Origin of the sequence: Pelagerythrobacter rhizovicinus (genome assembly GCF_004135625.1) — a bacterium.
Classification (GTDB): Bacteria; Pseudomonadota; Alphaproteobacteria; order Sphingomonadales; family Sphingomonadaceae; genus Pelagerythrobacter; species Pelagerythrobacter rhizovicinus.
The window spans coordinates 918743-944639 of sequence record NZ_SDPV01000001.1; the positions used below are offsets into that span (position 1 = coordinate 918743).

General features: G+C 65.6%; 34 protein-coding genes. 20 read left to right on the plus strand and 14 right to left on the minus strand.

Features of this window, described 5'->3' with window-relative positions; all coding sequences use genetic code 11:
• Nucleotides 1–12 precede the first annotated feature (12 nt).
• From ruvX to pyrE, 7 genes are read right to left on the minus strand one after another with little or no spacing between them, the layout of a single operon-like run.
• A complete protein-coding gene (gene ruvX, locus ETX26_RS04475) occupies nt 13–498 on the minus strand; it encodes a Holliday junction resolvase RuvX (RefSeq protein WP_129523457.1) in 486 nt (161 codons plus the stop codon).
• Complete coding sequence (locus tag ETX26_RS04480) at nt 480–1616, minus strand: DUF3089 domain-containing protein (RefSeq protein ID WP_129523458.1); 1137 nt, start codon at nt 1614–1616, stop codon at nt 480–482. Before ETX26_RS04480 ends, ruvX begins: the two co-directional genes overlap by 19 nt.
• Nucleotides 1616–2734 carry an AI-2E family transporter gene (locus ETX26_RS04485; RefSeq protein WP_129523459.1) on the minus strand — a complete coding sequence of 373 codons (1119 nt, stop codon included), beginning with the start codon at nt 2732–2734 and terminating at the stop codon, nt 1616–1618. The genes ETX26_RS04480 and ETX26_RS04485 overlap by 1 nt, the downstream gene beginning before the upstream one ends.
• The gene (lepB, locus tag ETX26_RS04490) at nt 2706–3566 is read right to left on the minus strand and encodes a signal peptidase I (RefSeq protein WP_225425500.1); all 861 of its coding nucleotides are present in this window, start codon (nt 3564–3566) and stop codon (nt 2706–2708) included. The genes ETX26_RS04485 and lepB overlap by 29 nt, the downstream gene beginning before the upstream one ends.
• A gap of 17 nt (nt 3567–3583) precedes the next feature.
• Nucleotides 3584–3985, minus strand: a complete 402-nt coding sequence (acpS, locus tag ETX26_RS04495; protein ID WP_129523460.1) for a holo-ACP synthase — start codon at nt 3983–3985, stop codon at nt 3584–3586.
• A gap of 10 nt (nt 3986–3995) precedes the next feature.
• Nucleotides 3996–4724, minus strand: a complete 729-nt coding sequence (locus tag ETX26_RS04500; RefSeq protein WP_129523461.1) for a pyridoxine 5'-phosphate synthase — start codon at nt 4722–4724, stop codon at nt 3996–3998.
• Complete coding sequence (gene pyrE / locus ETX26_RS04505) at nt 4725–5303, minus strand: orotate phosphoribosyltransferase (protein WP_129523462.1); 579 nt, start codon at nt 5301–5303, stop codon at nt 4725–4727.
• A 225-nt stretch (nt 5304–5528) separates the two neighbouring features.
• On the opposite strand from pyrE, the gene coxB reads away from it, so the two are divergent.
• The 8 genes from coxB (at nt 5529) to ETX26_RS04540 (ending at nt 11842) form a co-directional block, all read left to right on the plus strand.
• Nucleotides 5529–6527 carry a cytochrome c oxidase subunit II gene (gene coxB / locus ETX26_RS04510; protein WP_225425501.1) on the plus strand — a complete coding sequence of 333 codons (999 nt, stop codon included), beginning with the start codon at nt 5529–5531 and terminating at the stop codon, nt 6525–6527.
• Between the two features lie 24 nt (nt 6528–6551).
• A complete protein-coding gene (gene ctaD / locus ETX26_RS04515) occupies nt 6552–8276 on the plus strand; it encodes a cytochrome c oxidase subunit I (protein ID WP_129523464.1) in 1725 nt (574 codons plus the stop codon).
• 102 nt (nt 8277–8378) lie between these two features.
• Nucleotides 8379–9302 (plus strand): heme o synthase, encoded by a 924-nt coding sequence (locus ETX26_RS04520; RefSeq protein WP_129523465.1) that lies wholly within the window; start codon nt 8379–8381, stop codon nt 9300–9302.
• A complete protein-coding gene (locus ETX26_RS14515) occupies nt 9299–9424 on the plus strand; it encodes a hypothetical protein (RefSeq protein WP_263853359.1) in 126 nt (41 codons plus the stop codon). Before ETX26_RS04520 ends, ETX26_RS14515 begins: the two co-directional genes overlap by 4 nt.
• A gap of 2 nt (nt 9425–9426) precedes the next feature.
• Complete coding sequence (locus tag ETX26_RS04525; protein WP_129523466.1) at nt 9427–9999, plus strand: cytochrome c oxidase assembly protein; 573 nt, start codon at nt 9427–9429, stop codon at nt 9997–9999.
• A 63-nt stretch (nt 10000–10062) separates the two neighbouring features.
• Nucleotides 10063–10884 carry a cytochrome c oxidase subunit 3 gene (locus ETX26_RS04530; RefSeq protein ID WP_129523467.1) on the plus strand — a complete coding sequence of 274 codons (822 nt, stop codon included), beginning with the start codon at nt 10063–10065 and terminating at the stop codon, nt 10882–10884.
• On the plus strand, nt 10884–11273 hold the full coding sequence (locus ETX26_RS04535; protein ID WP_404825280.1) for a DUF983 domain-containing protein: 390 nt from the start codon (nt 10884–10886) through the stop codon (nt 11271–11273). The genes ETX26_RS04530 and ETX26_RS04535 overlap by 1 nt, the downstream gene beginning before the upstream one ends.
• Entirely contained in the window at nt 11270–11842 is a 573-nt protein-coding gene (locus ETX26_RS04540; RefSeq protein ID WP_191984683.1) for an SURF1 family protein, read from the plus strand. The genes ETX26_RS04535 and ETX26_RS04540 overlap by 4 nt, the downstream gene beginning before the upstream one ends.
• A 9-nt stretch (nt 11843–11851) precedes the next feature.
• Here ETX26_RS04540 and ETX26_RS04545 read toward each other — a convergent pair whose 3' ends face one another.
• Together ETX26_RS04545 and ETX26_RS04550 are read right to left on the minus strand one after the other, a co-directional pair.
• Nucleotides 11852–12211 (minus strand): DUF1428 domain-containing protein, encoded by a 360-nt coding sequence (locus ETX26_RS04545; protein WP_129523468.1) that lies wholly within the window; start codon nt 12209–12211, stop codon nt 11852–11854.
• A gap of 38 nt (nt 12212–12249) precedes the next feature.
• Nucleotides 12250–12732, minus strand: coding sequence for an SRPBCC family protein (locus tag ETX26_RS04550; RefSeq protein WP_129523469.1), 483 nt, complete (start codon nt 12730–12732; stop codon nt 12250–12252).
• Between the two features lie 61 nt (nt 12733–12793).
• Here ETX26_RS04550 and ETX26_RS04555 point away from each other — a divergent pair, with 61 nt between their 5' ends.
• From ETX26_RS04555 to ETX26_RS04575, 5 genes are all read left to right on the plus strand, one after another.
• Nucleotides 12794–13141 (plus strand): ArsR/SmtB family transcription factor, encoded by a 348-nt coding sequence (locus ETX26_RS04555; protein WP_129523470.1) that lies wholly within the window; start codon nt 12794–12796, stop codon nt 13139–13141.
• Between the two features lie 507 nt (nt 13142–13648).
• Entirely contained in the window at nt 13649–15052 is a 1404-nt protein-coding gene (gene thrC / locus ETX26_RS04560; RefSeq protein WP_129523471.1) for a threonine synthase, read from the plus strand.
• Nucleotides 15053–15086: 34 nt separating this feature from the next.
• Entirely contained in the window at nt 15087–15977 is an 891-nt protein-coding gene (locus tag ETX26_RS04565; RefSeq protein WP_129523472.1) for a class I SAM-dependent methyltransferase, read from the plus strand.
• Between the two features lie 9 nt (nt 15978–15986).
• On the plus strand, nt 15987–16358 hold the full coding sequence (locus ETX26_RS04570; protein ID WP_129523473.1) for a dihydroneopterin aldolase: 372 nt from the start codon (nt 15987–15989) through the stop codon (nt 16356–16358).
• On the plus strand, nt 16358–16696 hold the full coding sequence (locus tag ETX26_RS04575; RefSeq protein WP_129523474.1) for a Rossmann fold domain-containing protein: 339 nt from the start codon (nt 16358–16360) through the stop codon (nt 16694–16696). Before ETX26_RS04570 ends, ETX26_RS04575 begins: the two co-directional genes overlap by 1 nt.
• On the opposite strand, the gene ETX26_RS04580 is transcribed toward ETX26_RS04575, so the two are convergent.
• Nucleotides 16693–17202, minus strand: coding sequence for a hypothetical protein (locus tag ETX26_RS04580; RefSeq protein ID WP_129523475.1), 510 nt, complete (start codon nt 17200–17202; stop codon nt 16693–16695). The genes ETX26_RS04575 and ETX26_RS04580 overlap by 4 nt on opposite strands.
• Before the next feature lie 187 nt (nt 17203–17389).
• Here ETX26_RS04580 and rplU point away from each other — a divergent pair, with 187 nt between their 5' ends.
• The 3 genes from rplU (at nt 17390) to ETX26_RS04595 (ending at nt 18935) form a co-directional block, all read left to right on the plus strand.
• Nucleotides 17390–17917, plus strand: coding sequence for a 50S ribosomal protein L21 (gene rplU, locus ETX26_RS04585; protein ID WP_129524152.1), 528 nt, complete (start codon nt 17390–17392; stop codon nt 17915–17917).
• Nucleotides 17918–17929: 12 nt separating this feature from the next.
• Nucleotides 17930–18199 carry a 50S ribosomal protein L27 gene (rpmA, locus tag ETX26_RS04590; protein WP_119512486.1) on the plus strand — a complete coding sequence of 90 codons (270 nt, stop codon included), beginning with the start codon at nt 17930–17932 and terminating at the stop codon, nt 18197–18199.
• 202 nt (nt 18200–18401) lie between these two features.
• Nucleotides 18402–18935 (plus strand): GNAT family N-acetyltransferase, encoded by a 534-nt coding sequence (locus ETX26_RS04595; RefSeq protein WP_129523476.1) that lies wholly within the window; start codon nt 18402–18404, stop codon nt 18933–18935.
• A gap of 86 nt (nt 18936–19021) precedes the next feature.
• Here ETX26_RS04595 and ETX26_RS04600 read toward each other — a convergent pair whose 3' ends face one another.
• Both ETX26_RS04600 and ETX26_RS04605 read right to left on the minus strand, forming a co-directional pair.
• Nucleotides 19022–19903 carry a metal-dependent hydrolase gene (locus tag ETX26_RS04600; protein WP_129523477.1) on the minus strand — a complete coding sequence of 294 codons (882 nt, stop codon included), beginning with the start codon at nt 19901–19903 and terminating at the stop codon, nt 19022–19024.
• A gap of 203 nt (nt 19904–20106) precedes the next feature.
• Nucleotides 20107–21015, minus strand: coding sequence for a metal-dependent hydrolase (locus ETX26_RS04605; protein WP_129523478.1), 909 nt, complete (start codon nt 21013–21015; stop codon nt 20107–20109).
• Between the two features lie 29 nt (nt 21016–21044).
• On the opposite strand from ETX26_RS04605, the gene ETX26_RS04610 reads away from it, so the two are divergent.
• Nucleotides 21045–21644: a TetR/AcrR family transcriptional regulator gene (locus tag ETX26_RS04610; protein ID WP_129523479.1), complete on the plus strand. Its 600-nt coding sequence runs from the start codon at nt 21045–21047 to the stop codon at nt 21642–21644.
• Here the strand turns inward: ETX26_RS04610 and ygfZ are convergent.
• A complete protein-coding gene (gene ygfZ / locus ETX26_RS04615) occupies nt 21628–22368 on the minus strand; it encodes a CAF17-like 4Fe-4S cluster assembly/insertion protein YgfZ (RefSeq protein WP_129523480.1) in 741 nt (246 codons plus the stop codon). The genes ETX26_RS04610 and ygfZ overlap by 17 nt on opposite strands.
• Before the next feature lie 39 nt (nt 22369–22407).
• On the opposite strand from ygfZ, the gene pyrC reads away from it, so the two are divergent.
• Nucleotides 22408–23454: a dihydroorotase gene (gene pyrC / locus ETX26_RS04620; protein ID WP_129523481.1), complete on the plus strand. Its 1047-nt coding sequence runs from the start codon at nt 22408–22410 to the stop codon at nt 23452–23454.
• On the opposite strand, the gene rarD is transcribed toward pyrC, so the two are convergent.
• A complete protein-coding gene (rarD, locus tag ETX26_RS04625; protein WP_129523482.1) occupies nt 23451–24359 on the minus strand; it encodes an EamA family transporter RarD in 909 nt (302 codons plus the stop codon). The two genes, pyrC and rarD, sit on opposite strands and share 4 nt — an antisense overlap.
• Before the next feature lie 192 nt (nt 24360–24551).
• Between rarD and ETX26_RS04630 the strand changes: the two genes are divergently transcribed.
• Together ETX26_RS04630 and ETX26_RS04635 are read left to right on the plus strand one after the other, a co-directional pair.
• Nucleotides 24552–24995: a glycine zipper 2TM domain-containing protein gene (locus ETX26_RS04630; protein ID WP_225425502.1), complete on the plus strand. Its 444-nt coding sequence runs from the start codon at nt 24552–24554 to the stop codon at nt 24993–24995.
• A gap of 204 nt (nt 24996–25199) precedes the next feature.
• The gene (locus ETX26_RS04635; protein WP_129523484.1) at nt 25200–25895 is read left to right on the plus strand and encodes a hypothetical protein; all 696 of its coding nucleotides are present in this window, start codon (nt 25200–25202) and stop codon (nt 25893–25895) included.
• Nucleotides 25896–25897: the final 2 nt, after the last annotated feature.

Genomic DNA, 25897 nt, shown 5'->3' on the forward strand with positions numbered 1-25897 from the left:
CGCGGCGGCGGGCTAGAACGCGCTGCCCGTCAGCGCGTCGATGGCGCCTTGCAGGATCACGGCCGCGGCGTGGCTGTCGATGCGCTCGGCCCGCTTCCTGCGGCTCATGTCCTGGCCGATCAGGTCGCGCTCGGCGCTGGTGGTGGACCAGCGTTCGTCCCACAGGAGGATCGGCAGCGTGAGGCGGTCGGACAGATTGCGCGCATAGGCGCGGCTCGCCTGCGCGCGGGGGCCCTCGCTCCCGTCCATGTTGCGCGGCAGACCGAGGACGAGACCTTTCACCCGGCGCTCGCGCACGATCGCGCTCAGCGCTTCCAGATCGCGGCCGAACTTGCCGCGGGGCAGGGTCTTGCCCGCGGTCGCGAACTGCCACCCCGCATCGCAGGTGGCGGTGCCGATCGTCTTGGTCCCGAGATCGAGCGCGAGCAGCGCGCCGCCACCGGGCAGGGCGGCACCGAACTCGGCGCTGCTGTCGGTGATCAGGGCCGCGCCGCCCATGCCTCGACCCGCTTCGCGACGTCCTGCTTCACGTTCTCCCAGAACAGCGGGATGTCGTAGACGTGATAGTTGTTGCCCGGCAGCACTGCGCTACCGACCTCAGGGGGATCGCCGATCAGCAGCAGGCCAAGCTCGTTGCAACGCGCAGGCACCGCGCCGGGGACCAGTTCACCGGTCGTGTAGTCGAGGTTGGGGATCAGCGTTCCCAGGTTGGCCTCGGCCGGCGCTTCGCCACCGATGCCGCCGGTGAGCGGATTGGTACAGAGGATCGGGCTTTCGCCGCGCATCTCGCCGTCGAAACCGGGCGAGTTGCGGTAGGCATCGATCACGCGGGCGGGATCGGCCGGTTCGGCGAACGTGGACCAGCTCATGATGCAGCCCGCCTGCGACGGCGTGGCGCACGCGGGAAAGCCGAGGGCAGGCAGGTCGTGCTCGGCCGAGATGGGCCAGCCCACCGCGTAGATCGCCGCGATCCGCCCTGCCAGCGGGCTGTTCGCCAGGTCCTCCCGCAGCAGGCGCAGCAGATGGAGGGTGCCCTGGCTGTGCCCCGCGAGCACGATCGGCACGTCCTCGTCGACGCTCGCGACGAAGAAGTCGAACGCCTGCTTCACGTCGTCATAGGCAGCATCAATGGCTCGCCGCGCTTCGGCTGAATCGGTCAGGAACGCGCCGAAGGTCGCCTGCCGGTAGCGCGGCGCCCAGATCTCGCTGGCCCGGTTGAACGGACTCGCCATGCCGCGCACGTAGATGCGTGCGATGCGCTGCGATTGCTCGTCGTCGAGCGGGGCATTCCAGTTTGCGCTGTCGAGATAGCTCGTCGGATGGATGAAGAAGACGGCGAAGTCCTGCTCCGGATCGTCGCTTCCCGGCAACCGTCGTCCCTCGCCCTGCATCGCAGGCTGCCAGCGCGCCGCATCGTCCAGCCCGATTCCCGGGCGGGAGAGCCACATCGCGGGATCCTGATAGGCGTTCGTCTCAAGCGGTTGCTGCTCGACGAACTCGGTGCGCGGGACATAGGCGATCTCGGCGAGATCGTCCCAATAGATCCGCAGCAGGAACATCGCCGCGAGCGCGACGATGATCAAAATGGCGATGAAATAGAGAAACTTGCGAGCCATCAGGCCTCGGCCCCCTTGAGCTTGTTACCGTCATCGAGCCGCTGTGCCCGGCGCTCAAGCGCCACCTTGATCATCGCCAGCATCGGATCGGCAAGAGCAAGCCCGAGGATGCCGAACATGACACCGAAGACAAGCTGCGCCCCGAGGACGAGCGCGGGCGCCAGGTCGACCGTCTTCTTGGCGATCATCGGGATCAGGATATAGCCGTCGAAGTTCTGCACCAGCAGGTAGACGAAGATCGTATAGAGCCCCATGTCGGTTCCGCCGGAGAAGCCGACCAGCACCATCAGGACGCCCGAGATCACCGCTCCGATATTGGGGATGAAGGCGAGCAGGCCTGTCAGGAGGCCCAGCAGCGCAGCCATCGGCACCGGACCGATTCCGATCAGTTGCCCGCCGTAGGCGAGCAGCGCCCAGGTGAAGAGACCTTCGGCAAACATGCCTGCCAGCCGGCCCGCAAGGAGGCGGCGCAGGGTGAAGGACATGTGCTCGATGGTGTCGTGGAACGTGGCGCGATGCCGCTCCGGCACCATCCATGCGACGCCGCGCTCGTAGAGATTGGGGTCGATCGCGATGTAGATGCCGATGATCAGGATCAGCAGTATCGTGGCCAGGCCGCCGACCAGTCCGCCGATTGCACGGGTGACGGTTCCCACCCCGCTGACCAGGCTTCCCACCACGCGCTGGACGTCGTCCTGACTGATGGCGAAACCTTGCTCGCGCAGAAAGGCGAGAAGCCGTCCGAGTTGCTCCCCCACGATCGCGGGGAACTGCGCCGCCTGCTGCGAGATCTGGGACCCGGCGAAATACCCCAGCCAGGCGAGGAATGCGACCATCGCCGCGATCACGATCGCGACACGCCAGCCGCGCCCGATCGCCAACCAGCGTCCCAATAGCCGTGCGCCGCCGTCGATCATCGTGGCGAAGACCATCGCTCCGAAGATCACCAGCAGCGACTGCGAGATGTAGACGGCGAGAACGACGAGTCCGACGACGGCGGCCCAGACGAGTGCGCGCGCTGCCTCGTAGCGCAGCTTGGGGCTTCCGATGTCGGTTGGGCTCGCGCCCATCGGCGCGTCCGGCTCGTCCTCAGTCCTGCTCACTCTCGGCGCCCCCATCGGCGATTGCGGGCCGCAATGTGGTCCAGGCGCGATCACCGCGCAAGGAGGTGAACCACGTGATCGGATTGAGGCTGGTCGTGCCGTCGAGCGAGAAGGTGATGAACTCCGCGCGGCCGCCGATATTCTCCAGCGGGACGGGGCCGCCGAGCCCCCGTGAGCCATACTCCCGGCTGTCGGCCGAATGGTCGCGGTTGTCGCCCATCACGAAGACATGACCGTCCGGCACGGCGATCTCGGGGAAATCGTCGAGATCCTGCCTTGTGTGGTCGACGACCAGATATGTCGCACCATTGGGCATCGTTTCGCGATAGGTCGGCATCTCGCACACGATCTCTCCGGAAGGTGTGGCGGTCCGCATGCCCGGATAGCTATAAGGATCGCAGGGCGAGTTGGCGTCGACCGGAATCTGCACCGGCGGTTCGACCGTGCGGGGTACGGGCGCGCCATTGAGCACGATCTGCCCGTTGACGACGGCGATCCTGTCGCCGGGAAGCGCGACGACGCGCTTGATGTAGTCCTCGTCGCGTTCGGGATGGACCGGAATCACGATGTCGCCGTACTCGGGCGTCGCCGGCCAGATACGCCAGTCGCCGCGTGGCATGAGGTGGAACGATATCGAGGCCCAGCTCCACCCATAGGGATACTTGCTCACCACCAGCCGATCGCCGACCAGCAAGGTGGGCATCATCGATTCGCTGGGGATATAGAAAGGCTTGGCTACGAAGCTGTGGAACCCGAGCACGGCCAGCAGCATCAACGCCAGCCCGCGCAATTCGGACACCCAGTTGACCTTTTCGCCGTCCTTCTGTTCGGTTTTGGTTTCGCTCACGGTCGGGGTTTCTGCGGTCAAAGGGGTCGAGCCTCAATCACGACGAAGGCCTGTGCCCATGGGTGGTCGTCGGTTAGGGTGAGATGAACGACCGCCTCATGGCCGGGCGGCGTCAACTCCGCAAGCCGCTTGGCAGCGCCGTTCGCCAAAGCCAGCGTTGGCGCACCCGACGGTGCGTTCACCACGCCGATATCCTTCATATAGACGCCGCGGAAGAACCCGGTGCCGACGGCCTTGGAATAGGCTTCCTTGGCGGCGAAGCGCTTGGCGTAAGTGCCTGCGCGCGTGAAGGGGCGCTTGGCCGCTTTGGCCCGCTCGATCTCGGTGAAGCAACGACGCTCGAAACGCTCGCCGTGCCGCTCGAGCGCAGCCTGGATGCGCTCGATATTGCAGAGGTCGGAGCCGAGGCCGATGATCACGGTGCCCACCTCATCGCGCGTCGTCCATCAGCTCGCGCATCGTGCGAACCGCCTGCTCCAGCCCGACGAACACCGCTTCTCCCACGAGATAGTGGCCAATGTTGAGCTCCGCGAGCTGGGGGATGGCGGCGATCGGCTGCACGTTCTCGTAAGTGAGGCCGTGGCCCGCGTGCGGTTCGATGCCGTTCTTCGCCGCCAGGGCGGCCATGTCGGCGATCCGCTTCAGTTCCCGCGCTCGATCCTCCCCTGTTGCGTGGGCATATTCTCCGGTGTGGAACTCCACCACCGGGGCGCGGAGCCGGATCGCCGCGTCGAGCTGTCGTTCGGTCGCCTCGATGAAGAGACTGACGCGGATGCCCGCATCCGTCAGCCGCGAGACGACCGGCGCGAGCTGGTTGTGCAGGCCGGCGGCGTCGAGCCCGCCCTCGGTCGTGCGCTCTTCCCGCTTCTCGGGCACGATGCAGGCGGCGTGCGGCCTGTGGCGCAGCGCGATCGCCAGCATTTCCTCGGTCGCAGCCATCTCGAGGTTGAGCGGCAGGTCGGTCGCCGACTGGATCCGCGCCAGATCCTCGTCGCGGATGTGGCGTCGATCCTCACGCAGGTGGGCGGTGATGCCGTCGCCGCCCACCCGGGCGACGATCTCCGCCGCACGCACCGGGTCCGGATGGTCGCCGCCCCGCGCATTGCGGATGGTCGCGACGTGATCGATGTTGACGCCGAGGCGGAGCCGCTGGACCACCTACTTGCGGCTCCCCGGCTTGGTGACCGGAATTGCCGCGAGCTCCGGCGGGAGTTCGTCCTCGGCATAAGTGGGGAAGGCGATCTCCAGCAGCGCGTAGTATGGAACGTGGAACGTGATCCCTTGCGCGCGACGGTCGACCAGCGAGGCGAGCCCGACGACGCTGCCGCCGGCGGCCCCTACCGCCTGCATGGCTTCTTTCGAGGAAAGGCCTGTCGTGACGACGTCTTCGACGACGAGCACCTTCTCCCCCTCCTTCAGGTCGAAGCCACGGCGAAATTCGAATGTGCCTTCCGGCCGTTCGAGGAAGATCGCCTCCTTGCCCAGCGCGCGGCCCATCTCATGGCCGATGATGATCCCGCCCATGGCGGGGGACACCACTTTCTCGACCGAACTGCGCAGTTCTCGTGGCAGCTTCGCAGCAAGCCCGGCCGCCAGCCGGCTGGCACGCATCGGCTCCATCAGCACGCGCGCGCATTGCAGATAGTATGCACTGTGGCGGCCGGAGGAGAGCTTGAAATGCCCCTCGAGCAAGGCTTCGCTCGTGCGGAACTCGTGGAGAACTTCGTCTTCTGTCATCGACGTTTGCGGTCCGTTTCTGCGGCAGCTTCCGGCGTTCTTCGCCGGTTTGGGATTTTTCTCCTAGAAGCGCTTGAGGCAGGGGGCAAGCGGGCGTATAGGGCCGCCCAGACCTGTCCCCCGACGGGGTTTTCGCGGCTGCGCATGCGGCCTCTCAACGACAAGAACGGAAGCGTCGGACAGATGAGATTCGGTGACTGGCCCCAGGGGGCTACGCGGTTTGTAATGATTTTGTGGGCGGCAATCGCGCTCCTCGTGGCGCCGCAGGCGGCGTTCGCGCAGGATCAGGCGGAAGCGCCTGCGGCGGAGGCTGCTGCTGCCGAACCCGCCACGGCCGCGAGCGATGCGACGCCGGCTGCTGCGGGCTACGAACCGCTGGGGCCCGAATGGATCAAAGGGCAGCCCACGCCGGGCGGATGGGACGTCCAGCCGCAGTTCTCGCCGATCGGCGACACGGCTTCCGGCCTGCATGTCGGCCTTATGTGGGTCATGGGGATCATCTGCCTCTTCGTGCTCGCGCTGCTGCTGTGGGTGATCGTGCGCTATCGCCGCGGTGCCAACCCGACACCGTCCAAGACGACGCACAATACCTTCATCGAAGTGGTGTGGACGCTCGTCCCGGTTCTGATCCTGGTCGGCATCGCCATTCCGTCGATCTCGCTGCTGACCGACCAATATCAGTCGCCGCCGAAGGACGCGGTGACGATCAAGGTCACCGGCTACCAGTGGTACTGGGGCTACGGCTACCCTGACAACGGCGGGTTCGAAGTCATCTCGAACATGATGCCGGAGGATGAGGCGAAGGCGAAGGGCTTGCCGGCGCTGCTCGAAGTCGACAACCGCATGGTTGTGCCGGTCGACACGCCGCTGCGCATTCAGACGACGGCTGCGGACGTCATTCACTCGTTCGCCGTGCCTTCGCTGTGGTTCAAGATCGACGCGGTGCCCGGTCGCCTCAACGAGCGTCTGCTTACCATCGACGAGCCGGGTATCTATTACGGCCAGTGCTCCGAGCTCTGCGGCGCACGTCATGGTTACATGCCGATCGCTGTGGAGGCGCTCCCTCGCGATCAGTGGGAGGCATGGGTCCGTTCGCAGCCGGGCGGCACCGTGGGCGATGAAGCCGAAGCCGAAGCGGCTGCACCCGCTCCGGTCGCCGACGAAGGCGGTGAGGCCACTGCCGAAGACGCCGACGGCACCGACGCCGCCGCCGAAACCAATTGATAGAAGTCGAAGAGAAACGCGACCATGGCTACCACCGCTGAAGGTTTTCAGGCCCACACCGAAGACGTGCATCACGATGCCGACCACAAGCCCGGCTTCTTTGCGCGTTGGTTCATGTCGACCAACCACAAGGATATCGGCACGCTTTACCTGATCTTCGCGATCTTCGCGGGCATCATCGGCGGGGCGATTTCCGGCATCATGCGCGCGGAGCTGGCGGAGCCCGGGATCCAGATCCTTACGCAGGTCTGGCCGCTGGGCGCGGGCGAGGCGGGCTTCGATGCCGCCCTGCATCACTGGAACGTGCTGATCACGGCGCACGGTCTGATCATGGTGTTCTTCATGGTCATGCCGGCGATGATCGGCGGCTTCGGCAACTGGTTCGTGCCGCTGATGATCGGCGCGCCGGACATGGCGTTCCCGCGGATGAACAACATCTCGTTCTGGCTCACCGCCGCCGGTTTCGTCTCGCTGATGATCTCCGCTTTCGTGCCCGGTACGGCGGCGGGTGCGGGCGCGGGCACGGGCTGGACGGTCTACGCGCCGCTGGCGACCTACGGACATGACGGGCCCGCGGTCGACTTCGCGATCTTCTCGCTCCATCTCGCAGGCGCGGGCTCGATCCTGGGTGCGACGAACTTCATCACCACCATCTTCAACATGCGCGCGCCGGGCATGACGCTCCACAAGATGCCGCTGTTCGTGTGGTCGGTGCTCGTCACCGCGTTCCTGCTGCTTCTTGCCTTGCCGGTGCTTGCCGCGGCGATCACCATGCTGCTGACCGATCGCAACTTCGGCACGACCTTCTTCGATCCGGCCGGCGGTGGCGACCCGATCCTCTACCAGCACCTGTTCTGGTTCTTCGGCCACCCCGAGGTCTACATCATGATCCTGCCGGGTTTCGGCATGATCAGCCAGATCGTCGCGACCTTCAGCCGCAAGCCGGTGTTCGGCTATCTCGGTATGGCCTACGCCATGGTCGCCATCGGCGTCGTCGGCTTCGTCGTGTGGGCACACCACATGTACACCGTCGGCCTCGACGTGAACACGAAGATGTATTTCACCGCGGCGACCATGGTGATCGCCGTTCCGACCGGTGTGAAGATCTTCAGCTGGATCGCGACGATGTGGGGCGGCAGCCTGGAGTTCAAGAGCCCGATGGTCTGGGCGCTGGGCTTCATCTTCCTCTTCACGATCGGCGGCGTGACCGGCGTGTATCTCGCCAACGGCGGCGTGGACGACGTCGTGCACGATACCTACTTCGTGGTCGCCCACTTCCACTACGTGCTGTCGATGGGCGCGGTATTCTCGCTTTTTGCCGGGTTCTACTACTGGTTCCCGAAGATGAGCGGCCGCATGCACAGCGAGCTGCTGGCGCACCTCCATTTCTGGGTGTTCTTCATCGGCGTGAACCTGATCTTCTTCCCCCAGCACTTCCTGGGTTGGCAGGGTATGCCGCGCCGGTATCCGGACTACGCGGAAGGGTACGCCTACTGGAACGAGATTTCCTCGGTCGGCTACACGATCATGGCGGTCTCGATGGTGGTGTTCTTCGTCAACGTCGCTTACGCCTTCATCGCGGGCAAGCGAGCACCGGCGAATTACTGGGGCGAGGGCGCCACGACGCTCGAGTGGACGCTGTCGAGCCCGCCGCCTTACCACCAGTTCGAGACGCTGCCGGTGATCGAGGACCGTCACGACTATCACGATCATCGCCCCGTCGCCGCGACCGGCGCGGCCGCGACCTGACGATGCAGCCCTCCCGTTCGCGGGAGGGCTGGGGCGGCCTCGCGCCGCCCTCCGAAACGCTTGCAAACCCCTCCCGTTCGCGGGAGGGGCATTCTTTATGACATGACCGCGACCACGCCCCACACCCGATCCATTCCGGCCGACTGGCGCGACTTCTTCGCGTTGACGAAGCCGAGAGTGATGAGCCTGGTGATCTTCACCGGCCTGTGCGGCCTGCTGGCTGCGCCCGGCGCGATTCACCCGGTGATCGGCTTTACGGCCGTGCTCTGCATCGCGCTCGGCGCGGGCGGCGCGGCGACCCTCAACCAGTGGTGGGAAGCGGATCTCGACGCCGGAATGAAGCGCACGGCGCGGCGGCCGTTGCCGTCCGGGCGCCTGAACCGGACCGACGCGCGCGACTTCGGGATTGCGCTGTCGGTCGGCTCGGTGCTGCTGATGGGGCTTGCCGTCAACTGGCTTGCGGCCGCGATCCTGTTCTTCTCGATCATCTACTACGCGGTGATCTACACCATCTGGCTGAAGCCCCGCACGCCGCAGAACATCGTGATCGGGGGCGGCGCCGGGGCGTTCCCGCCGATGATCGGATGGGTCGCGGTGACCGGCGACGTCACCCTCATGCCCGTGATCCTGTTCGCGATCATCTTCTTCTGGACGCCCCCGCACTTCTGGGCTCTCGCGCTGTTCGTCCAGTCGGACTACGCCAAGGTCGGCATTCCGATGATGCCCGTCGTCAAGGGCGAGCGCTCCACGCGGCGGCAGATCCTCGTTTACTCCCTGCTGCTGCTGCCGCTCGCGCTTGCGCCATGGTTGATCGGCGGCACCGGCCTGCTTTATGGCATCGCGGCTGCTGTGCTGACGGCCGTGTTCGTGGCGCTTTCGCTGCCGGTGGCCTTCCGCACTGCCGTGGCGGACGACCGGATGCTGCCCGAAAAGCGGCTGTTCGGTTACAGCGTGCTCTATCTCTTCGCGCTCTTTGCGGCCCTGGTTGCGGACCGTATGGCGCAAACGCAAGGATGGCTCGGATGACGCCCGAAGAACAGGAAGAATTCAAGCGGCGGCAGAAGGGGCGCAACATCGCGCTCGCGCTCGTGCTCGGCTTCTTCGTCGTGCTGTTCTACGTCCTCACGTTCGTGAAGATGGGAGACTAATCATGTCCACGGCCGCGCTCGACCGGAAGAACCTGCGCGTCGGCCTCTTCGGCTTTCTCGCTGCGGCGGCCATGCTGGGTCTCGGCTATGCCGCGGTGCCGCTCTACCAGCTGTTCTGTCAGGTGACGGGATTTGGCGGCACGACGCAGCGTGCGACGGCCGAGGATGCCGATCTCGCGGCCCGGATAGCGCAGAGCGCCGGCGCTCCCACGATCTCGATCCGCTTCGACGCAAGCACCTCCCACGGCATTCCGTGGGCCTTCCGGCCGGAGCAGGTGACGCAGACCGTCCAGATCGGCGAGCGCGACATGGCCTTCTTCGTCGCACGCAACGACAGCGCGGAGCCGATCACCGGGACCGCGACGTTCAACGTCGAGCCCGAGCAGACCGGCAAGTACTTCAACAAGATCCAGTGCTTCTGCTTCACCGAGCAGACGCTGCAGCCCGGACAGGAAGTGCGCATGCCGGTGCTGTTCTTTATCGACCCGGCGATCCTCGACGATCCCAATGCGAGGGATGTCGAACAGATCACCTTGAGCTACACTTTCCACCGCAAGCCGGAACCAGCTTCCTAGCACTGGACCAACGGCGCGCCGCCGATTAAGGGCCGCGCAACGCTTTGACAGGACGTTCGATCAATGGCCGGAACCAAGAACCACGACTATCACATTCTCCCGCCCGACATCTGGCCGCTGATCGGCTCGATCTCGGCTGTCACCTTCACCAGCGGCATGGTGCTCTACATGCACGAGCTGGCCAACTGGCAGATCGTGGTCGGTCTCGGCATCGCGGGGCTGATCGCGACGTTCTTCAGCTGGTTCAGCAACATCGTGAAAGAGGCGCAGGCCGGCTATCACACGCCGGTCGTGCAGCTTCACATGCGCTACGGCATGATCCTGTTCATCGCCTCCGAAGTCATGTTCTTCGCGGGCTGGTTCTGGGCCTGGTTCGACTTCTCGCTGTTCCCCAGCACGCTTTCCGAAGTGGTCGGCGGCCAGTTCCCGCCGGTGGCGATCGAAGCGGTGATGAACCCGTTCGACCTGCCGCTGCTCAACACCCTGATCCTGCTCTGCTCCGGCACCACGGTCACCTGGGCGCACCACTCGCTGATCCACGGTGACCGCGACGGGCTGAAGAAGGGCCTGTGGCTGACGATCCTGCTCGGCATTCTGTTCAGCTGCATTCAGGCGTACGAGTACTGGCACGCGCCGTTCGAGTTCGGCGGCAACACCTACAGCTCGGCGTTCTACATGGCGACCGGCTTCCACGGCTTCCACGTGCTGGTCGGCACGATCTTCCTGATCGTCTGCCTGCGCCGGGCTTACCTCGGTCACTTCACCCCGCGCCAGCACTTCGGCTTCGAAGCCGCCGCGTGGTACTGGCACTTCGTCGACGTGGTGTGGCTGTTCCTGTTCGTCGTGGTGTACGTTTGGGGCAGCTGGGGCGCGCCGGTCCATTGATCGACCCGCGCGAGCCGCGAATCGAGAAGGGGCAGCCCGGTATCGCCGAGGCTGCCCTTTTCGCGTTGTGCCCCCGCTGCGGCGGGAAGACGCTGTTCGCGAGCGGCATCCGCTTCGCCGGCCGGTGCCGGACGTGCGACCTCGACTACGACAGCTTCAACGTCGGCGACGGTCCGGCTGCGTTCCTGACCTTGCTGATCGGCGCCGCGGTCACGGCGCTTGCGATTTCGGTCGAGCTGGCGTTCCGGCCGCCGCTCTGGTTGCATGCCTTGCTCTGGGTGCCGGTCACCGCCCTTGCGGTGATCTTCGGTCTTCGGATCGCCAAGGGGGCGTTGCTTGCGTCCGAATTCCGTAACCGTGCGAAGGAAGCGGGAGGCCGCGAGCAATGATCCGGAAGGTCCCGATCGTACCGACAGCGATCGTCGCTATCGCCGTTGCGACGATGATCGCGCTCGGATTCTGGCAGCTCGGCCGCAAGGCGGAGAAAGAAGCGCTCCTCGCACGCTATGAACAGGCGCGCACGCTCTCCTCGGCGGTCGAATGGCCGCAGACCGAAGCAGACGTGGAAGTGGCGCTCTTTCGCCACGCCCAGCTCGATTGCGAGCGGGTCGTCGACCTGTCCGCCCGCGCGGGCACCAGCGTGGACGGCCGCAAGGGCTGGGCTCACATCGCTCGCTGCGCGATCGGCGACGGGCGGGAGGCCGACGTGGCCATTGGCTGGTCGGAGCGGCCTGTGGCCCCTGATTGGCAGGGCGGTGTGGTCGAAGGGATTGTCGCTCCCGGCCCGCGTCTTGTGGTCGCGCAGCCCACTGCGGGCCTCGTGCGGCTCGCGCCGCCCGATCCGGCGGACGTTCCCAACAATCACCTCGCCTACGCCGGGCAGTGGTTCTTCTTCGCGCTTACGGCGCTGGTGATCTACGTTCTGGCGCTGCGGCGAAAGTGGAACTCCGCCGCCTGAACTCGCGCCTCAGTCGCGCTTCTTGCGCACCAGGGACTCGAAATTGCCGTAGATCATCCGTTTCGGGTCCAGGAGCGGCTCGTCGCCCAGCTTCGCCATGCGGGGGTCCGCAGTCATCCGTTCATGGCTGGCATCGGCGGTTTCCTTGTCGGGCCAGATGACCCAGGAGAAGACGACCTTCTCACCCTCCTGCAAGTCCACCGCGCGGCGGAAGTCGGTTCTTTCGCCATCGGGTACGTCGCTTTCCCAGTTCTCTGCGTGTTCCAGCGCGCCGTAGTCCTTGGCAATCTCCCACCAGCCCTCCGACACCTTGCGAAAGGCTTCCTTGTTGCGCTCGGGGACGGCGAGCACGAATCCGCTGATATACATGAGGCACCCTCCTTGCTGGCCGGAGCGCCGGCCGCCGATTACTTGTACATTCCCTCCCGCAGGTTGATCCCATGTTCGAGCCAGGCCTTGAGCGCGCAGAGCATCTGGCTCCAGCCCTGGCAGTTGCCGTAGCTGGCCTTGAGCGCGCCCTGATTTTCGCGCCAGCCCTCTTCGGCGATTTCGACCAGCGTGCGGCCGTCCTCGAGCGGCTTGAAGGTCATCGTCACGGTCGTGCGGTAGTCCGCACCGACTGACTCGGCGCCCTCGACATTCGGCGCTTCGCCTTCGCTGGCATCCCATTCCAGCACGATCCGTTCGTTCGGCACGACCTCGATCACGTAGACGGGAAATGCGCCGGGGAAATCCAGGAAGTCCCAGGTCACCGTGGTTCCGGTCTCGATCCGTCCCTGCGCGCCGCCCGTGGTGAAATAGCGCGAGAGCTGACGGGGATCGGCAACCGCCTCGAACACTTCGTGCACGGGCCTGGCGATCCGCGCCGCCACTCTGAATTTCAGTTCCATCGCAACTGTTCCTTTCGAGTCGCCGCTTGATCGAGGAAGAAATATGTTATAAAAACATAACATGTCAATCGAAGACGATCTCGATGCCGTGTTCAAGGCGCTGGCCAATCCCGTGCGCCGGGCGATCTGCGACGCGCTGAAGCTGCGCCCGCTTACGACCAAGCAACTCTGCGCCTGCTTCGAAGAGCTCGATCGGACCACGGTGATGATGCATCTGCGCGTGCTGGAGGAGGCGGGGCTGGTGGTGCCGGTGCGCAAGGGGCGGGAGAGGTTCAACTATCTCGACGCCATGCCGATTCAGGCCATCCACGAGCGCTGGATCGGCCCGCATGCGGCGGCCGCCGCCACGGGCCTGCATCGTCTCAAACAGGGGCTGGAGCAGGATGCAACCGAAGCCCATTCGCGCTGAAACGTGCCGATCCCCCGCGCAGGCGGGGATGGTCGGCGGACGGAGCGCCAGTGGCCTGAGGCCCCCGCCTGCGCGGGGGATCGGCGCGATCTTTGAGGCCGGCGAAGCTTTGCCATACGCAGCCTCCACTTCGCTCGACTGGACCGCTCGATTGGTGACGGCGAGCTGCCTTGCCCGTTCCTGGCGGGAATGTTTCGGATCGCGGATGGAAACAGGGTCGATTCACGCGGAGACGCGGAGACGCGGAGAGAAGGTTCGGGCCGACAGGCCCCTTACCCGTCTCAACATCGCACCACGATCCGGCGTTGAGGCAGGAAAGGCCGCTTCGCGGCCAGCACGCCATCTCCGCGTCTCCGCGTGATTCCAAATCCCTGCGCCCTTCGCGGTCTCTGCGCGAATCCCCGAAAAGGCAGCCAATCGGCTTCGCTCACGACGAACGGGGATTTGGGGTGCCATAAGCGCCGCTTGCTTGCTCGCCGCCCTGCGCGCGGCTAACCGCTTGCGACGATGGAATACCTATCCACCCGCGGAAGCGCCCAAAACCCCGATGGCGGGCCGCTCGATTTCGAAGGCGTCACGCTCGCCGGTCTGGCGAACGACGGCGGGCTCTACCTGCCTCGCGAATGGCCGCAGTTCTCGCCTGGCGAGATCGCCGGGCTCGCCGGTCTTCCCTACGCGGAGCTTGCCGCGCGGGTGATGCAGCCGTTCGTCGGCGACAGCCTGACGCCCGAGCGCCTGCGCGAGCTGTGCGAGGAAGCCTACGCCCGCTTCGCGCACAAGGCGGTGACGCCACTGGTCCAGCTCGACCAGCGCAACTGGCTGCTCGAGCTGTTCCATGGGCCCACGCTGGCGTTCAAGGATGTCGCACTGCAACTGCTCGGCCTTCTGTTCGAGGAATTCCTCGGTCGCCGCGGAGAGAGGCTGACGATCGTGGGTGCGACCAGCGGCGATACCGGCTCGGCTGCAATCGATGCGGTTGCGGGCCGCGAGGGCGTCGAGATCTTCATGCTCCATCCCAAGGGCCGCGTCAGTGACGTGCAGCGCCGCCAGATGACCACCGTGCTCGCGCCTAACGTCCACAATATCGCGATCGAGGGCAGCTTCGACGACGCGCAAGCCATGGTAAAGCGGATGTTCGCCGATACCGCGCTCACCGGCCGCGTGCGGCTCGGCGCGGTGAACTCGATCAACTGGGCGCGGCTGATGGCGCAGGTCGTCTATTACTTTGCCGCCGCGCTGCAACTCGGCGCGCCGCAGCGCAAGGTCGCGTTCAGCGTTCCGACCGGCAACTTCGGCGACGTCTTCGCCGGCTATGTCGCCGCGAAGATGGGTCTGCCGGTAGAGCGGCTGATCGTGGCCACCAACGTCAACGACATCCTCCACCGCGCGCTGTCCGACGGCGACTATTCGACCGGCGAGGTGACGCCGACCGCCGCGCCTTCGATGGACATTCAGGTGAGCTCCAATTTCGAGCGCCTGCTGTTCGACTGCGGCGGACGCGACGGCGCGGCGTTGGCCGAACAGATGCGCGGTTTCGAGGCGACGAAGGCGATGCGCCTCACCAACGCGCAGCGCGAAGGTGCCGCGGCACTCTTCACCAGCGCGCGCGCCGATCAGGACGAGATGGCCCAGGCGATGCGCTGGGCGTGGGAGAATTGCGGCGAGACCGTCGACCCGCATACCGCGATCGGCCTCCACGCGGCGCGTCTGCAGGACCTCGACGCACCCGTCGTGACGCTCGCCACCGCGCATCCGGCCAAGTTCCGCGATACGGTGGAGCGCGCGACCGGGACCCGCCCGCCGCTGCCCCCGCGCGTCGGCGACCTGTTTGCGCGCGAGGAGCGCTTTACCGAACTGCCCGGCGACTATGATGCGGTTGTCACATACATCGCCGAGCATGCGGGCGTGTGATCGTGGCCTCTCCGCGTGAACGACAAGGTCCGGTATGGCTCGCCTGATCGAAACCCCGCAGGTCATGATCGGCGAACCCTGGGCCGACTACGGGCTCGTCGACAGCGGTAACGGCCGCAAGCTCGAGCGCTACGGCCGTTACCGCTTCATCCGGCCCGAGCCGCAGGCCCTGTGGACCCCGCGCGGTGCCGACTGGCGGGCGCATGGCGAGTTCGCGCCCGGCTCGGACGAGGATGGCGGCGGCCGCTGGCAGTTCGCGGAGCCGGTTCCGGCGGAGGGCTGGCCGCTTTCCTGGAACGAGGTGCGCTTCACCGCGCAATGCACGCCCTTCCGCCACCTCGGGTTCTTTCCCGACATGGCGCCGGTGTGGGAGTGGATGGGCGCGCAGCTCGGCGCGGCCGAGGATGCGCAGCTCCTCAACCTGTTCGGCTATACCGGCGTCGGGACCCTGGCGCTCAGCCGCTTCGGGCAGATCGCGCATGTCGACGCCTCGAAGAAGTCCGTCGCGCAGGCGCGCGAGAACGCGGCGCTTTCGGGCATGGAGGATCGCCCGGTCCGCTGGCTAGTCGACGACGCGGTCAAGTTCGCCGCGCGCGAGGTGCGGCGCGGGCGGCGCTATGACGGGATCATCCTCGATCCGCCCAAGTTCGGGCGCGGCCCGAACGGGGAAGTCTGGCGGATCGAAGAGGGGCTACCCGGCCTCGTCCACGATTGCCGCAAGCTGCTGGATGGCGAGAGCCGTTTCCTTTTCCTCACCGTCTACGCGGTGCGCATGAGCAGCCTCGCGCTCGCCGGACTGCTGGCTGAAGTTATGGAGGATTTGCCGGGGGAAATCCAACACGGCGACCTTTCTGTGCGCGAGGATAGTAAAGATCCCCGCCTCCTCCCCACCGCAATCTTCGCCCGCTGGTCCAATCCGGGCTAAGCGCAGCACATGGCCGATTCGCTGATCCTCGAAGTCGCCGATCTCGAGCACGATGTCCTCACCGGCATCTACTCGGAGGAGACCGGCAAGCCGCAGCCGCTGCGGATATCCATCAGCGCGCAACTCAAGTGCGCGGCCCGCTACGCGCCCGATACGCCGCTGGACGCGAGCAAGAACTACATGGACCTGAAGTTCGCCGCCACCGAAGCGCTTCCGCCCGGCGAGCACTTCAAGCTGATCGAGGCGGTCGCCGACCATATCTGCGAAACGCTGTTCCTGCAGGACGAACGGGTCGAGGCGGTGACGGTGAAGATCGTCAAGCTCGCTATCGCGGAAGGCAACGAGAAGATCGGCATCACGCTGACCCGCGAGCGCCGCTGATGAAGCGGATCGCGGTGGACGATCTGCCGGAAGATCCCCTCTCCGCCGCGGGCGTGTTCCACCAGCACTGGCTGCCTCGTGCCGAGGATGCACTCGCAGCGGGCGACGATCTGCTGCTCGTCTTCGCGCCGGCCGATCACACGCATCGCGCCTGGCGACTTGCCGCCGTCGCCGGTCTGGCGCGGAAGCACGCACCGCTGCGCGTCAACGCCGTCACGGGGGAAGGGGAGGCGATTGCCGGAGCCGAGCGATACCTGGCCGCTGCGCCCGGCGTGACGGGGCAATATCTGCCACTCGACGGGGACGGTGCCGGGGATCCGTTGGGCGCGGCGCGTTAGCGGATGCTGCGCAGTTCCGTGAGGATCGCGTCCTCTTGCGCAATCATATCGACGACCTCGCTGCGCGCAGCGGCGATCGGCTCTCGCAATTCGAAGGCGAGGGTCGCATCGGCGAATATCAGGTCGAGATCGCCCAGCGCGACCGCGGTCCTGCTGCGATGCGAATCGAGATCAGCCAGCGCGACCTGTGCGGCGGCCCAGCCATTCGTTTCAACGCCTGCTCCGCGAGCGGCCTCGATCGCGCGGCGCGCGCCCGGCACGGCTTGCGTAAATGCCTGATGGGCGCTCGCAGCCTCAGCCTCTAGCTGGGAGAGCCGCTGGAGCAGATCGGCGCTCGGCGCCGCTGGCGGGGCCGGGGCTTCGGTTGCCGGAGCAGGTTCGAACGTGCCCTCGACACGCTCCGCATCGCGGATCGCCAACGACGGGTAGTCGGCTTTGCCGCCAGCGCAGGCGGCCAGCGGGGCAGCGAGAACGAGGGGCGCGATGCGGGTGAGGGCTTGCTTCATTCTGCAAGGCTCATAGCATGCACCCCGCGCTGCGCCAGATGGCGTTCGCAGGCGGATTTCCGCCGTTGACTTGCGCGGGCGGTTCCCTTAACGGCACCCATCTTTCCGGACACCGCCATTGGCGGTATTTCGGTCGCGCCTCTTCCACCACGGTGGAGGCACAGCAAAGAGAATGGAAGTTACCACCATGTTCGCAGTAGTGCGCACGGGCGGCAAGCAATACCGGGTTGCCGCCGGAGACAAGATCGCGGTCGAAAAGCTCGCTGGCGAAGCCGGCGACACGGTGACGCTGGGCGACGTCCTGCTCGCCGGCGAAGGCGACAAGATCGCCGACGCCTCGAAGGTCGCCGTTTCGGCGGAGATCATCGCACAGGCGAAGAGCGAGAAGGTCGTCGTCTTCAAGAAGCGTCGCCGCCACAACTATCGCCGCAAGGCGGGTCACCGCCAGCAGTTGACCCTGCTGCGCATCACCGCGGTGGGCGATTCGAAGGCCGAGAAGAAGGCGGCTCCGAAGAAGGAAGAGGCCAAGGCCGCTCCTGCGAAGAAAGAAGCCGCGCCGAAGAAGGCGGCACCCGCGAAGACGGCTGCCCCGGCTGCGAAGGCCGACACTGCCGAGAAGAAGCCGGCCGCCAAGAAGGCTGCGCCGAAGAAGGAAGGCGCCACCCACAAGGCGCCGGCCAAGAAAGCCCCGGCCAAGAAGGCCGAGAAGAAGTAAGGACCACGAACGATGGCACATAAGAAAGCAGGCGGTTCATCCCGCAACGGTCGCGACTCGGCCGGCCGTCGCCTCGGCGTGAAGAAGTTCGGCAGCCAGGGCGTGATTCCGGGCAACATTATCGTGCGCCAGCGCGGCACCAAGTTCTATCCGGGCACCAATGTCGGGATGGGCAAGGACCACACGCTGTTCGCGCTCGCGCAAGGCGTCGTCCGATTCCACACCGGCAAACTTGGCCGCAAGTACGTGTCGGTCGACATGCTCGCGGAAGCTGCCGAATAACCGGACGATCCGATAACGGGATCGTCCTCACGGGACGGTCCCAGCCGGGCTGAACACCGGCAGACGAAGAGGGAGATGGGGCCGACCCGTCTCCCTCTTGTCGTTTCTCCCTCTCTCGTCGGCGAAATATTCTTTCGCCGCCATCGCACTGTCACGCATCGCCCGTAACGGGGCGCTGCGGGGCGAATGAGGAGAGATCGCCGTGTTCCATCGCAGCCAGAGACTGCTCCTGAGACCGCCATGGCCCGAGGATGCGGAGCAGGTCTTCAGCGCCATCGCCGATGAAGGGTTGGTGCGCAATCTCGCGCGCGCGCCGTGGCCCTACAGTCGCGAGGACGCGCGCGAGTTTGTTTCACGCCCGTTCGAATCGCGCTTTCCTCGCTTCCTGATCGCACGCGCCGACGATGCTGCGCTGATCGGCTGCGTCGGGATCGATCCGGAAGGCCGGGACATCGAACTGGGCTACTGGATCGCCCGCGACCGTTGGGGGCAGGGCTATGCGACCGAAGCGGGTAGCGCGATGATCGAGATCGCCCGCATGCTGGGACACCGGCGGATCATTGCGAGCCATTTCCTCGACAATCCCGCTTCCGGCGCCGTGCTGCGCAAGCTGGGCTTCGTGCCTGTCGGCCGCATTCGGCCGCGGTATAGCCGCGGGCGCGGCGAACAGGCGCTGGCGGCCGAGTATGCGCTCGAACTGGCGGGCGAGGTCGAGCCGGACATGCGTGCGGCATAGCGTGAGCCCTCGCGCAGGCAGGGCCTCAGGCCACCTGGTCGTCCGGTGCTGCCTGAGGTCCCCGCCTTCGCGGGGACTCCTGGCAATCACTCCGCTGGCAGCAGCGCGTCCTGGAACTCGCCTTCGTAGAGGCCGATCAGCTCGCGATCGTCGTGATCCCACGGGTGGAAGCCGGGCTTGAAGTAGGCGACCCAGGCCGGAAAGATCCGGCGCAGGACACCCGGGCTGACGACCAGATACTTGAGCAGGCCCCAGCGCGCCTTCCAGCCGGTGATCCCGTCCTGCGCGAGCAGACCCATCGAATCGATCCAGCGGTTCTTGAAGAACCGGCCCGTGACCGAGAGCATCACCAGGCTGCGGACTTTCCAGCGCTGCCACTTCGACCAGCCGCGCGTCGCGTGATTCCAGGTGTCGAATGCGACGCCCTTGTGCTCGATCTCCTCGACCGCATGCCAGCGCCACATTGCGCGCACCTCGGGGTCGGCGTCCTCGAAATGCTGTGGATTGGCGAGGAACTCGTGCGCCATCATCGCAGTGTAGTGCTCGAGCGCCATCGTCACGGCGAGATTGGCGATCGCGGGGCGATCCTTGGTCAGCGCGAGCAGTTCCTCGACCCGCTTGTCGATCGCCTTGATGTCGTAGCCGGCATTCTCCGCCAGCTTGTTGAAGGCGATGTGCTCGCGGGTGTGGTTGATTTCCTGCTTCACGAAAGCGCGGATCTCGGCGTCGAGCTTCGGATCGGCGCCTTCGCGGTGCGCCTTGACCGCCTCGATGAAGAAGGCCTCGCCGCGCGGGAAAGTGGCGGAGAGCGCATTGTGCCAGGCCGTGCCGAACGGTTCGCCGGCCCACCAGCGCCGCGGCGTGTCATCGCGATTGAAGCGCTCGTCGCGCACGGTGATCGCGAGGTCCGGCGGTGTAGGGCCGGTGGTGGAGGCTCGTTCAAAGGTGATCTTCTGGGGGGCGTTCATGTTTCGCTCGTTCGTTACTGACACTTCTGTCAGTAGGTAATACTTACATCTGTGTCAATAGTAGTGAGAGTCACGCGCCAGCCCCCTCCTGCTGGGATGACGAACGAGGAGTGTGAGGACTTCCCAGCGGCCAAGCGCCGGTGGCCCGAGGCTCCTGCCTTCGCAGGAGCTCGTCGAGATCATAAAGAGTCGAACGGCGCCCGCTACTCCGCCGGCATCACCGCATCGGCATAGGGGCTGTCGAACTTGCGGATCAGTGCCCGATCGTCCTGTTTCCAGGGATGGAAACCGGGGAGCAGGATCTTCGCCCAGTCGAGGAACATCCGCCGCATCATTCCGGGCGCGATCCACAAGTGCTTGAAAAGCAGCCACTTGGCTCGCGCACCTGCGATCCCGTCCTGCCGCAACAGGCCGAGCGCGTCGCGCACCCGGTTGTTGTAATAACGGCGCGTGATCAGCAGCGTCAGCAGCGCGCGCACGCGGTACCGCTTCCACGCGCTCCACTCGCGCGTGGCGTAGAGCCAGACGTCGTAGGTGATGCCCTTGTGCTCGATCTCCTCGATCGAGTGCCAGCGCCACATCTCGGCGATTTCCTCGTCCACGCCCGCGAGATAGCGCGGATCGGTCAGCAGGCAGTGGCTGATCGACGCGGCGAAATGCTCGAGCGCGATCGTGATGGCGAGATTGAACTCGACCGGTCGCCCCTGGGTCAGCGCGAGCATCTCCTCGATGCCCTTATCGATACTCTCGATGTCGTAACCATGGCTCTGCGCGAGATTGTTGAACGCCACATGCTCGCGCGCGTGGTTCGATTCCTGCCGCGTGAAGGCGCGTAGTTCCTTCGCCATGCGGGGCGGAACCTTGTCGTCGTAGTACTTCATCACCTGGATGAAGAACTTCTCCCCCCGGGGCAGGCTGGCGGACACCGAGTTGTACCACGCTGTCGCCACCGGATCGCCAGAATGCCACCAGCGTGCCGGCCGGTCGCCCCGGCAGAACTTCTGGTCGCGGATGGTAAGCGCATGATCGGCGGGGGTCGCACTGCCGCTGGAGCCTCGCGCCTTGCCGCCCGCGCTCTCGCGTTCTACTCCGATGAGACGATCCCCCTGCATCGTTAAGCTTTTATTGTTCAAGGAATCGCATGGCAAGTCGCAAGCGCCTCAGTCCCGAAGAAAGCCGCAAATCCGCGCTGGAAGCTGCGCGTGCGTTACTTATCGAGACCGGTCCGCAATCGGTTACGTTGAAAGCGGTCTCGGCACGGATTGGCCGCACCCATGCCAACCTGCTGCATCATTTCGGCTCCGCGGCCGGTTTGCAGAAGGAACTTGCGCGGCATCTGGCCGAAACCGTGTGCGAGAGCATCAAGGATGCCGTGCGCGCGAGTCGTGCGGGTCTCGGCTCTCCGCGAGAGGTCGTCGATCTGGCGTTCGATGCCTTCGACAAGGAAGGGGCGGGCGCACTCGCGAGCTGGATGATCCTGACCGGCAACGAGGACGCCCTCACGCCGATCGTGGAGACGATCCACCACCTCGTCGACGAGATCGCGCCGGAAGAGGCGGGGCCGCACGGCGACCTGACGCGCGTGCACGAGGATACCCTGGCGCTCGTTCTGCTCGCGATGGGCGACGCATTGATCGGATCGGCTCTCGCGCGCTCGCTCAAACTGCCGGATACTGCGGCGCGCGACCGCGCCGAACGGATGCTGCTGAACTCGATCGCGGCGGCTACTCAGCCGGGCTGAGCGCTTCCGCAAGCCAGCCCGGTACCGACGCCGGATCGATCGCGTCCACCTTCAGGTGATCGACCGCCAGGCCGAGGGCCGGATAGGCCGCCTTGCGACGCTTCTCCTCAGATCTGTCTAGCGGAACGACGACCAGGCGGCGGTTGATCTTCTGCCGCCAGTTCATCCGCGCCGTGTTCTCCTGTCCGACATAACAACCCTTCGCAAAGCTTACGCCGCCCAGCTCCGCAGCATTGGTTTCCAGCCACAGCACGTCGCCCAGCTCGTCCCGCCCCTCGGGCACGCCCAGTGTCAGTCGGTGAGCGCGCCATTCCGCGTCGGCTGCAGCATCATCGCCGGAGACGGGTGCGAGCCAGCGTTCCCCGAGGTCCGCCAGCCGCGGATCGGGCGCCGCGCCGTCCCCGAGATGCTTGCGCCAGTGAACGCCGACCGTCTCGTCCACGCGGATGTCGATTTTGCGCCGTAGGCGGTAGAGCGAAAGGCGCTTTGCCAGTTCCTCCGCGTGCGCGGCCTCGCAGTCGAGAATCATCTCCCTTTCGCCGCCCGGCCAGACAATCAGGTCGAACATTGTCTTGCCCTGAGCGGAGAGCAGGGCGGCGTAGGCCGGCAGCTGCCCTGTCACGTCGTTGGTCAGCAGTCCCTGAAGGAAAGCGGTGACATCTTCGCTGTCGTCGAGGGGGCTTACGCGCACCACGGCGCGTTCGAACAGGCGGGTCGCGGTCATGGATGACAGATAGGGTGGCACGCGCCTAAGGGAACCCCCATGACCGACACGCCCGAATCCCTCATCATTCGCCGCCCGGACGACTGGCATGTCCACTTGCGCGATGGCGAACTGCTACGCGGAGTAGCGGCATTCACCGCGCACCAGTTCGCCCGTGCGATCGTGATGCCGAATCTCTCGCCACCCGTCACCACGGTGGATGCGGCCAGCGGGTACCGCGATCGCATCCTCGCCGCCGTGCCGGAAGGCGTGAGCTTCACTCCGCTGATGACCTGCTATCTCACCGATCACACCAGCCCCGACGAGCTCGAGCGGGGCCATCGCGAAGGCGTGTTCACCGCGGCCAAGCTATATCCTGCCAACGCGACCACCAACTCGGCACAGGGCGTCACCGACGTCGCAAACATCGGCAAGGCGCTCGAACGCATGGCGGCTATCGGCATGCCGCTGTGTGTCCATGGCGAAGTCACCGACGCCGAGATCGACGTGTTCGACCGTGAGAAGGTCTTCATCGACCGGGTGCTTGCCCCCCTGGTGCGCGAGCTGCCGGAGCTCAAGGTGATCTTCGAACATATCACGACTCGGGACGCAGTGCAGTTCGTGGATGATGCGGGCGATGATGTCGGCGCGACGATCACGCCGCAGCACCTGCACATCAACCGCAATGCCATGCTGGTCGGCGGGATCCGACCGCACGCCTACTGCCTTCCGGTCGCCAAGCGCGAGGAGCATAGGCTGGCGTTGCGCAAGGCTGCGACTTCGGGCTCTGCGAAATACTTCCTCGGCACCGACAGCGCGCCGCACGCGCGCCACGCCAAGGAGAGCGGATGCGGCTGCGCAGGTATCTTCAACGCGCCGTTCGCGCTCGAGAGCTATCTGCAGGTCTTCGAGGAGGAGGGGGCGCTCGATCGCTTCGAGCGCTTCGCTTCGGAAAACGGCCCGCGGTTCTACGGGTTGCCGCTCAACGAGGAGCGGATCACGCTGGAACGGACGTCCGTCGATGTACCGGCGGAGATCGATGCGGGGGATACGACCGTCGTTCCGTTCCATGCGGGCGAAATGCTCCGCTGGCGACTGCGCCGCTAGGCTTGAAGGACCTTGTCGGCCTGGCGCCGTGCGAGAATGTCCCACACGAAAATCGCGATCGCAATCCAGATCAAGACGAAGCAGGCGAGTTGAATGGACCGAAGCGGCTGATCGAACACCGTGAGGCCCAGGATGAAGACGATCGTCGGCGCGAGGAACTGCAGGAACCCCAGCGTCGAATAATCCATCCGGCGCGCCGCGATCGCAAAGAGCAGCAGGGGGATTGCGGTCACGATTCCACCGAGCATGATCGCCAGGCTGAGCTCGACCGATTGCGCAAAAGCAGAACCGTCAGGCGAGGCGGCGTACCAGCCGGCGATGGCGGCAGCCGGAACGAGCAGGAGGGCCGATTCGATCGTCAGGCCGGGGAGCGCGCCGACGTCGACCTGCTTGCGGAGAAGACCATAGGCTCCAAAGCTGACCGCCAGCACGAGGCTGATCCATAGCGTCGTCAAGGCGCCACCGAGGAGAAGCGCTACGCCGCAAGCTGCGATCGCCACCGCTGCCCACTGGCGCCGGCTCAGCCGCTCGCCCAGGACGAACGTGCCCAGCAGCACGTTGATCAGCGGGTTGATGTAGTAGCCAAGGCTCGCGGCGTAGACCTGGTCGTGCTGGATTGCCCAGACGTAAACGAACCAGTTGGTGCCGATCAGCGCTGAGCTCGCTGCCAGCGTTGCAAGCACGCGGCGGTTCGCGAGGGCAGCGCGGACCTGCGGGCCCTGACTGCGGACCGCGACGATCAACAGGCAGATCGGCAAGGTCCAGATAATTCGCCAACCGACGAATTCGAACGCGGACACCTCGCGCACGAGAAGCAGGTAGAGCGGCAGGAAGCCCCAGATGAAGTAGGCCGCGAGCCCGGCGGCGAAGCCCGATTGCCGGGTCTGAGGCGGTGCATCGGTCACTCACCGGCCCTTAGGTCCGGCAATGAACGCCGGCAAGAGGGCATCTCGACCCCCGAAAAGACCGTCTCGTCGGGAATCTTCTATTCTGTATTCCGTGTTGCACTCCGTTCATAAAATGGGTCCTAAACATGAATGCATCGAGCGGATGACCCATCGAATCGGCGTCCGGCGAGACGAAGAAAGGACCGAGCGATGACGATGAAGACTTTGAAGATCGCAGCACTGGCAATTGCTGCCCCGGGCCTCGCGATGGCTATGCCTGCACAGGCAGCGGTGCCGGCCAGTGCCTATCAGACCACTCAGGCGACTCACGCAACGACTTACGAGATCGAGAGCAGCAACCAGTGGCGCGACCGTTACCGCGATCGCGACTATCGCCGCTACGACCGCGGCCGTTACGATCGCCATCGCGATCGCGACTATCGCGATCGGCGCACGTGGCGCGGCCGTGATGGGCGCTACTACTGCCGCAAGGACGACGGCACGACCGGTCTGCTGATTGGCGGTGCAGTCGGCGGTGTGATCGGCCACGAAGTTGCCGGCCGCGGCGACCGCACCCTCGGCGCCATTCTCGGCGCGGCGGGCGGTGCGCTCCTCGGTCGCGAGATCGACCGCAGCGGTTCGCGTTGCCGCTGATGCGATTGCACTAACAACCTTCGGCTGCACCCACCTGCAGCCGCAGCGCGGTCCCACCGAGCCGCGGAAGGCGCTCCGTTGCCGATGGCAACGGGCGCCTTCACTTTTTTGCGCATCGGTTAACCCTATTCTCGCGCCTGCGAAGTACATCCGCCCTCCAGTATCGGTTGAAGGAATCCTGACATGGCGAGGCGGGACTTAGCTTTGGGCGTGCTGTTCGCCTGCGCGTTCGTCGCGGCATGCAGCAACGAGCATGTCGTGCCTGTCGCGGACGAGATCGATCCCGCCGTCGCCGCTGCGCTCAATGACCAGATTCTCACGGACCCGGATCTCTCGCGCCAGAACGAGGGAAGCGCCGCCCTTACCGGAGGCGTCGACCATGCGCTTCCCCTGGTGAACGACAGTCCACGCGCTTCCGACGCAGCGCGTGAGGAGGCGCTCGCCCTCCTCGGCGGGCGCGACCGCCTGCTCCGCTTGCCTCCCGTCGCGAAGCGGGGCGAGGAAGTCCCACTGAAAGATCGCATCACCGTTACCGCTCGTGCGGCTTACGCCGGAGCCAGCGAACGCTGTGTCCGTTCGCTCCGGCGCGGTTTCATCTGGGCCGCGCGGATGCCGGCGCAATTCCCCGTGTATCCGCGCGGGGCGACGCAAGAGGCTGCCGGGAATGACGTGGAGGGCTGCACTTTGCGCGCCGTCAATTTTCGAACGCCGGTGCCCCCGAAAGAGGTGCTTGCCTTCTACCACACCCGTGCGCTGGGCGCGGGGTTTTCCTCCACTCTCACTGTCGCGGGCGAAGAAACGGTGCTGAGCGGCAGGCGCGGAGACGCGTCTTTCGCGGTCTATGCCAGGACGGGCCCATCGGGGCTGACGGATATCGACCTTGTCACCCGCGGTTTGTGAGA

What these genes read in the sequence shown, in the direction of transcription:
- ruvX (WP_129523457.1), bottom strand. Translation starts at nt 498, where the DNA reads ATGGGCGGCGCGGCCCTGATCACCGACAGCAGCGCCGAGTTCGGTGCC.
- ETX26_RS04480 (WP_129523458.1), bottom strand. Translation starts at nt 1,616, where the DNA reads ATGGCTCGCAAGTTTCTCTATTTCATCGCCATTTTGATCATCGTCGCG.
- ETX26_RS04485 (WP_129523459.1), bottom strand. Translation starts at nt 2,734, where the DNA reads ATGGGGGCGCCGAGAGTGAGCAGGACTGAGGACGAGCCGGACGCGCCG.
- pyrE (WP_129523462.1), bottom strand. Translation starts at nt 5,303, where the DNA reads ATGACAGAAGACGAAGTTCTCCACGAGTTCCGCACGAGCGAAGCCTTG.
- coxB (WP_225425501.1), top strand. Translation starts at nt 5,529, where the DNA reads ATGATTTTGTGGGCGGCAATCGCGCTCCTCGTGGCGCCGCAGGCGGCG.
- ctaD (WP_129523464.1), top strand. Translation starts at nt 6,552, where the DNA reads ATGGCTACCACCGCTGAAGGTTTTCAGGCCCACACCGAAGACGTGCAT.
- ETX26_RS04520 (WP_129523465.1), top strand. Translation starts at nt 8,379, where the DNA reads ATGACCGCGACCACGCCCCACACCCGATCCATTCCGGCCGACTGGCGC.
- ETX26_RS14515 (WP_263853359.1), top strand. Translation starts at nt 9,299, where the DNA reads ATGACGCCCGAAGAACAGGAAGAATTCAAGCGGCGGCAGAAGGGGCGC.
- ETX26_RS04525 (WP_129523466.1), top strand. Translation starts at nt 9,427, where the DNA reads ATGTCCACGGCCGCGCTCGACCGGAAGAACCTGCGCGTCGGCCTCTTC.
- ETX26_RS04530 (WP_129523467.1), top strand. Translation starts at nt 10,063, where the DNA reads ATGGCCGGAACCAAGAACCACGACTATCACATTCTCCCGCCCGACATC.
- ETX26_RS04540 (WP_191984683.1), top strand. Translation starts at nt 11,270, where the DNA reads ATGATCCGGAAGGTCCCGATCGTACCGACAGCGATCGTCGCTATCGCC.
- ETX26_RS04545 (WP_129523468.1), bottom strand. Translation starts at nt 12,211, where the DNA reads ATGTATATCAGCGGATTCGTGCTCGCCGTCCCCGAGCGCAACAAGGAA.
- ETX26_RS04550 (WP_129523469.1), bottom strand. Translation starts at nt 12,732, where the DNA reads ATGGAACTGAAATTCAGAGTGGCGGCGCGGATCGCCAGGCCCGTGCAC.
- ETX26_RS04555 (WP_129523470.1), top strand. Translation starts at nt 12,794, where the DNA reads ATGTCAATCGAAGACGATCTCGATGCCGTGTTCAAGGCGCTGGCCAAT.
- thrC (WP_129523471.1), top strand. Translation starts at nt 13,649, where the DNA reads ATGGAATACCTATCCACCCGCGGAAGCGCCCAAAACCCCGATGGCGGG.
- ETX26_RS04565 (WP_129523472.1), top strand. Translation starts at nt 15,087, where the DNA reads ATGGCTCGCCTGATCGAAACCCCGCAGGTCATGATCGGCGAACCCTGG.
- ETX26_RS04570 (WP_129523473.1), top strand. Translation starts at nt 15,987, where the DNA reads ATGGCCGATTCGCTGATCCTCGAAGTCGCCGATCTCGAGCACGATGTC.
- ETX26_RS04575 (WP_129523474.1), top strand. Translation starts at nt 16,358, where the DNA reads ATGAAGCGGATCGCGGTGGACGATCTGCCGGAAGATCCCCTCTCCGCC.
- ETX26_RS04580 (WP_129523475.1), bottom strand. Translation starts at nt 17,202, where the DNA reads ATGAAGCAAGCCCTCACCCGCATCGCGCCCCTCGTTCTCGCTGCCCCG.
- rplU (WP_129524152.1), top strand. Translation starts at nt 17,390, where the DNA reads ATGTTCGCAGTAGTGCGCACGGGCGGCAAGCAATACCGGGTTGCCGCC.
- rpmA (WP_119512486.1), top strand. Translation starts at nt 17,930, where the DNA reads ATGGCACATAAGAAAGCAGGCGGTTCATCCCGCAACGGTCGCGACTCG.
- ETX26_RS04600 (WP_129523477.1), bottom strand. Translation starts at nt 19,903, where the DNA reads ATGAACGCCCCCCAGAAGATCACCTTTGAACGAGCCTCCACCACCGGC.
- ETX26_RS04605 (WP_129523478.1), bottom strand. Translation starts at nt 21,015, where the DNA reads ATGCAGGGGGATCGTCTCATCGGAGTAGAACGCGAGAGCGCGGGCGGC.
- ETX26_RS04610 (WP_129523479.1), top strand. Translation starts at nt 21,045, where the DNA reads ATGGCAAGTCGCAAGCGCCTCAGTCCCGAAGAAAGCCGCAAATCCGCG.
- ygfZ (WP_129523480.1), bottom strand. Translation starts at nt 22,368, where the DNA reads ATGACCGCGACCCGCCTGTTCGAACGCGCCGTGGTGCGCGTAAGCCCC.
- pyrC (WP_129523481.1), top strand. Translation starts at nt 22,408, where the DNA reads ATGACCGACACGCCCGAATCCCTCATCATTCGCCGCCCGGACGACTGG.
- ETX26_RS04630 (WP_225425502.1), top strand. Translation starts at nt 24,552, where the DNA reads ATGACGATGAAGACTTTGAAGATCGCAGCACTGGCAATTGCTGCCCCG.